Source organism: Dehalococcoidia bacterium, from assembly GCA_041653995.1.
In the GTDB taxonomy this organism is placed as follows: domain Bacteria; phylum Chloroflexota; class Dehalococcoidia; order GIF9; family UBA5629; genus CAIMUM01.
This window is the reverse complement of sequence record JBAZEK010000031.1, coordinates 1-5,578: the sequence shown is the minus strand read 5'-3', so window position 1 is coordinate 5,578 and position 5,578 is coordinate 1. Positions and strand designations below refer to the sequence as shown.

Annotated in this window: 6 protein-coding genes; all 6 read left to right on the top strand. The window is 59.4% G+C overall.

Features of this window, described 5'->3' with window-relative positions:
- On the top strand, positions 1–943 hold a 943-nt coding region (locus tag WC359_14535), incomplete at its 5' end, for a hypothetical protein (protein MFA5401664.1).
- Between the two features lie 8 nt (positions 944–951).
- A complete protein-coding gene (locus tag WC359_14530; protein ID MFA5401663.1) occupies positions 952–1,680 on the top strand; it encodes an HNH endonuclease signature motif containing protein in 729 nt (242 codons plus the stop codon).
- 12 nt (positions 1,681–1,692) lie between these two features.
- Positions 1,693–2,076, top strand: coding sequence for a hypothetical protein (locus WC359_14525; protein ID MFA5401662.1), 384 nt, complete (start codon positions 1,693–1,695; stop codon positions 2,074–2,076).
- Positions 2,077–2,150: 74 nt separating this feature from the next.
- Positions 2,151–2,348, top strand: a complete 198-nt coding sequence (locus tag WC359_14520) for a hypothetical protein (protein MFA5401661.1) — start codon at positions 2,151–2,153, stop codon at positions 2,346–2,348.
- A complete protein-coding gene (locus tag WC359_14515; GenBank protein MFA5401660.1) occupies positions 2,345–5,137 on the top strand; it encodes a hypothetical protein in 2,793 nt (930 codons plus the stop codon). The genes WC359_14520 and WC359_14515 overlap by 4 nt, the downstream gene beginning before the upstream one ends.
- Positions 5,137–5,520: a hypothetical protein gene (locus tag WC359_14510; protein ID MFA5401659.1), complete on the top strand. Its 384-nt coding sequence runs from the start codon at positions 5,137–5,139 to the stop codon at positions 5,518–5,520. The genes WC359_14515 and WC359_14510 overlap by 1 nt, the downstream gene beginning before the upstream one ends.
- The last annotated feature ends 58 nt before the right edge of the window (positions 5,521–5,578 follow it).

Below are 5,578 nucleotides of genomic sequence, written 5' to 3'. Positions count from 1 at the left end.
CGGGGCGATCCGCAACGGCGTGTGGGAGTACCGCTTCGACAAGGTGACGGTCAAGTCGGACAACGCAGGCGCGATCATGGAGGCGATCCGAAACGAGGAGTGCGGGATCTCTGCCGACCTCATGGAGATCAACCTAGAGAAGCTTTCATCGTTCTACTCCGGCGTCCTGACGCACGCGACGGTCGCTGCCGCGCCGGTTGCCGTGACGAACGAGGAACACGTCCTCACCGGAACGACAGAGAACATCCTGACGTACCGCAACGGCGCGGGTACGGAAGTCGCTACGATCTCCGCTACGAGCGTATCCGGCGGCGGTACGACCTACGTCCGCGATTGCGACTACGTCATCAACGTCAACGCGGACGGCTACACGACGATCGCCCGCGCCTATCCGACCGTGATCGAAGGTGCGACGGCACTCTGCGCGGTCACCGGAACGACGGCCTACTTCCTCAGCGCAGGCGCGTGGGACGTGCAGCCAGCCGTCGGCGACCACATCTACGTGACGGGATTCACCGAAACCGCCAACAACGGAGTGAAGACGGTCACGGCTGTTACGGCGGACACGATCACGGTTTCCGAGGTGCTCGTCAACGAGGTTGAAGGCGACACCATCACGATCACCCGTGGCGCGATCGTGACGGGCGGGACCGTCTACGTCAACTACACCTACACGCCGCTTGCCAGCCGAACCCTCAAGGGCGGCGGGCTCACCGAGTTCACCGCCCGCGTCTGCCGGTTCACGAACACGGACAGCGCCGGGAAGATCTTCCGCATCACGGTCTTCTCGGCAACGCCGGAAACGGGGATCACGCTCAACTTCCCGTCTGACGACGCCGACGATCCGATGCTCTGCCCGATCTCGATGACCGGCGTACCCGACACGACACTGACGGCAGGCGAGCAACTATTTGAAATATATGATGAACAACATGCGTCGTAACTAGTATAATGAACGCGGCGTGGGTTGAGAGAGCGGAGAAGATGCGGGCTGACGGGATGTCGTATCGGAAGATCGGCATTGCGGTCGGTCGGCATGATTCGACGGTACATCGTGCTCTCAACCCATCCTCGAAAGAGAGGATGCAGGACTACAGGGCGCAATGGACTGCGACGAAGCGCGAGCATCTTGCGGAGTACAAAGCATCGTGGTACGCGGATCACGAACAGTCGGCCAAGTCCAGATCGCGAGCCCACTACGCGCAGAACTACGAGAGGACAAGAGCGAACAACGAGCGGTGGAAGAGAGAGCACCCAGAGGAATACAAAGCCGCTCAGCGCTCTCATTATGAAAGGAATCAGGAGACGATCATCGCTCGTTCTCATGCTCGCTATGAAGCCAAGCGCGACGAGATCCTTGAGCAGAACAAGCAATATCGCGCTGCGCATCCTGGCAAAGTCCTCCACTGGTCTGCCGCCCGTCGCGCTCGTGTCCGTGGGGCCGAAGTTCCGACTGATCGGGAAGCCGTCGCCATGATCTACCGTGAGGCTAGAATGGCGGAGACGGTTACGTGCTACCTCTGCGGAGCGCATCCGGGGATCGGGAATAGGCATGTAGATCACATCGTTCCTTTGGCGCGTGGCGGTAAACACGAGGCCGCGAATCTAGCGATTGCATGCAAGCGGTGCAATCTTGTGAAGTCAGACAAGCTCTGTTCAGAACTCGCAATGGCGAGATGAGGAGGTACACGAATGACACAGCCGAAGCTCGTGGACTTCGACGCGGTAGCCCCCGAGAAACGGCAAGCACGCATCGGCGGGCGGGTAGTGGACATCGGGTTCATCCCCGCCCGCGTGCTGTTCGACATTGCCCGATTCAAGGACGATATGGACAGCGGGAAGTTCTCGACCACCGAGCAGATCACCGCAATGGTCGAGCTTGTCGCCCGTGTGACGACGCGGAGTGACCCAGCGATCACGGCGGAATGGCTGCTAGAGAACGCCTCGATCCAGGGCCTACTCGACTTCTGCTCGTGGGTGATGAATCCTGCTGCACAGAAGGCCACGGAGTACGAGGAGAGCCAGGGAAACGCGGAAACGGCCAAGTCTCCCGAATTGAGCTTGGCCGAATCCTAGCGAACCTGGCGATGGCGTATGCAGGGACGACGCCGGATTACTGGCTCGACTGCCAGCCGTTGGAGAACTGGTTCATGTATCTAGGCTACGCGGAGGAACGAGAGATGCACAAGGCGCGGGTGATGATCGGACAGTGGGCGGCGGCGCACTCCAAGAAGGGGATGCCCCGTGAGAAACCGTTGATTGTCTCTTCCGCTGACGAGACGCCCGATCGTGCCGCGTTCTACCGCAACCCCGAGATTCGCAAGCGCATCGTGAAGGGGCCGCAATGAGCCAGATCGGGACGCTATCCGTAGGCATCCTCGGGGACATGGCTGGGCTTACCAAGGCCCTAGACGGCGCGAAGAAGGGCGTCGAGCAATTCGCCGCGAAGACCAAGGAGCTTGGCACCCAGGTATCGAATACCGGGAAGACTCTCAGTCTGTACGTGTCCGGGCCGATCATCGCCGCGACCACCGCCATCACCGCGCTCACGGTCAACGTCGGCAAGTTCGCTGATAACCTACTAACACAGAGCGCACAGACAGGCATCTCCACGAAGTCGCTGCAAGAGTGGCGTTACATCGCAACGCTCTGCGGGACGAGCGCGGATGCTGTCGTCTCCGCTATCTACGGACTGAGCCGCCGCATGGCTGAGCTCGAGAACGACACCGGCGAAGGCGCGGAGGCACTACAGAAGCTCGGCTTGACGTTCGACGACATCAAGGGCAAGAGCCCGGAAGCGGCGTTCAACTTGCTCCTTGAGCGGCTATCGACGATTCCCGACGTGCTAGAACGCAACTCGGTAGCATCGAAGACGCTTGGGCTCGGCTGGAAGGAGATCGCTCCGATCATTGCCGCTGGCGGTGACGAGATCAACCGTCTACGCGAAGAGGCCAACGAACTCGGCGTCGTCATCGGCGACGAAGGGATCAAAGCGGCAGCGGACTTCGACAACGCCTGGGACTCGGTTACGGAGCAGATAAAAGCAGCGAAGAATCAACTCGGGATCGAGTTCGCGCCGCTGATCCAAAATACTGTCGTGCCGCTGATCCAAAACACGGTGATCCCAGCGATCCGAGCGTTCGCGGAGAAGATCAAGGAAGTCGTGGAGTGGTTCCAGGAACTTTCCCCGGAAGCTAGACGGCACGTGATGATTGTCGTTGGGCTACTAGCAGCTAGCGGGCCTTTGCTAATCGCAATTGGTGGAGTAATCACCGCGATCGGGAAGATCACAACTGCAGTCAATCTGCTATTTGGCGCGGTTACGACTTTCCTCGGCATGCCAATTGTGGCTGGGCTTGCAGTATTTATCGGGGCCTTCGCCCTATTCCAGCAGAGCATTGGCGATACTGACAAACAGCTTGAGGATCTTGGATATCATCTCGACAAGTTCAACGACAAGACGAGCGAGCTAGAACGGCACTGGCACGACTTGATCGCTATGAGTTGGGGCGACCTCGTCGCTGACCTCAAGGCTGCCGCGGATCAAGCGGGGATCGCTGCCGATCAGTACGGGCTACTCGTCGAGAAGATCGACGAGGCATACCGCCAAGTGATTCAAGCGGAGAATCTAGAGCAGGCCGAAGGACTGTGGAAAGGACTCATCACCGGGATCATTGAAGAGATCGGCAAGCTCGATCCCGCGATGCAGGCTTTCGTCGACGCCCAGCTCCAACGCCTAGAGACGACGGCCGAGGTCACTCGACAGATCCTACAGAAGACGGAAGATGCCGCAACCGAGACGAGCGAAGCTGTGGCGGGAACTGTCGATGACGTATCTGTGGCTACAGGGGAAGCCAACAAAGCCCTCCTCGACTACTACACCAAAGTAGACTACCACTCCCGGCTGTTGCGGATGTTGACGAGCGAGCAATGGGCACAGATGCTCAAAGACGCGAACGACTTCGCGATTGAGCTGCAGTCATTAGCGGATATCCTGACGATCAGCCTAGTCGATTTGACCAACGAGTTCGCGCTACAGTACATCGAGCTACAGAAGTTCACAGCGGGGACAGATCAATACGCGGAGGCGTACAAGGATCTCGCCGCAATCGTAAACAAGGCGCGGGCTGAACAGGAACTCTTCTTCGCCACGACAGGGCAGGAACAGCCGACGCTTGCGCGGATGATCTCACTATTCGACGGGATTACTTTCGCCGAAGACAAAACTACTGCGGGAACTAATACTATCAGACAGGCTCTCGACGATCTTAGCAAGCAGGCCAAAGTCACCGCCGAGGAGTTCTTGACGACTCTTGCGGGCAACATGACGAGTGCGATCACGACATTCGGTGAAGGACTCCTGACGATGTCCGAGACTAATCAACAGCTTGCCGACGAGCACGCTTCCACGCTAGAGAAGATCAATACCGACTTTGAAGAGGCCGCGAGCGCAGCGTCCAAGGCGCGAGAGAAGGATCTACAGGATCTCAAGGACAAGCTGGCAGACGGGAAGATCACCCAAGCGCAGTACGCCCGCGACTCGTCGCAAGTATGGGGCGAGTACACCGACACGATGAAGCAGTACGAGAAGGAACGCGAAGGTGCCCTCGACGATGAACAGAAGGCATATGAGGAACAGAAGGTCACGATTGGCAAGCTCGTTGGCGACCTCGTACATACCGTTCTGACGGGGATTGCGCGGACGCTACTCGGCTACGCGGCGGAGCATGCTGCGTTGGCGATCATCAACGCGCTTCTCTTGAACCCCGTGCAGGCAGCCAAGGAAGCGGCGGCGGCGGCGGCGGCGGGAGTAGCGGCGGCTGGCATGGCGACGTTCGAGTCTGCTATCCCATTCGACAAGGGCGGCATGGTCGCGGGCGCACTCGGTGAACCAGTCCCGGCAATCGTCCACGGCGGGGAGGCGGTGTTCACGCCGGACCAGCTTGCGGCTCTCGGCACGATCGACTACGGCCTACTCGGGGAAGCTGTTCACGCGGGCGTCTACGACGCGATGGATGAGCTGGGTGTTGTATCCGATCGCCCGATGATCCTGCAGGTGGATGGCAAGACGTTCGGGCGGATCGCCTTGCCGCTTGTGCAGCGGGAGAAGGTTCGGCTGGGCTTGGAGGCTGTGTAATGGCGAGCGCGGGGAGATTCTGGCTGGGGCTGTCGGGTGCGGAGTCGCTGTTCGTCTCGGACGGTTTCACGATCGCCTGGGAGGGATTCGAGATCAACCGTGAGGGGCGGGTAGCGAACGGCGCGCTCGTCATTGACAACATCGCCACGAAGACGCGGTTCACGATCTCCTACAACACGGGCGCAGTCGGTCAGGATGCTTTGGACGCACTTCTGGCGCTGTACGTAGCCGGGGTCAGTGTACCGCTGTCTCTCATCATCGAGGAAGAGGATTCGACGACGACGACCTACACCGTGAAGTTCCGGCCATTCAGCCGGGTGCGGATGCTGACGAAAGACAAGTGGCTCTGGGAACCTGTGACATTCACTCTTGAGGAGGTTTGACGATGGCTTACGTTGGGCATGTGAAGCGACCGAAGGCGTCTCTTTCCGCTGTCGTGAT

Excerpts from the sequence above, each read along its gene's own strand:
- WC359_14515 (MFA5401660.1), top strand. The coding sequence starts at position 2,345 with ATGAGCCAGATCGGGACGCTATCCGTAGGCATCCTCGGGGACATGGCT.
- WC359_14530 (MFA5401663.1), top strand. The coding sequence starts at position 952 with ATGAACGCGGCGTGGGTTGAGAGAGCGGAGAAGATGCGGGCTGACGGG.
- WC359_14510 (MFA5401659.1), top strand. The coding sequence starts at position 5,137 with ATGGCGAGCGCGGGGAGATTCTGGCTGGGGCTGTCGGGTGCGGAGTCG.
- WC359_14520 (MFA5401661.1), top strand. The coding sequence starts at position 2,151 with ATGTATCTAGGCTACGCGGAGGAACGAGAGATGCACAAGGCGCGGGTG.
- WC359_14525 (MFA5401662.1), top strand. The coding sequence starts at position 1,693 with ATGACACAGCCGAAGCTCGTGGACTTCGACGCGGTAGCCCCCGAGAAA.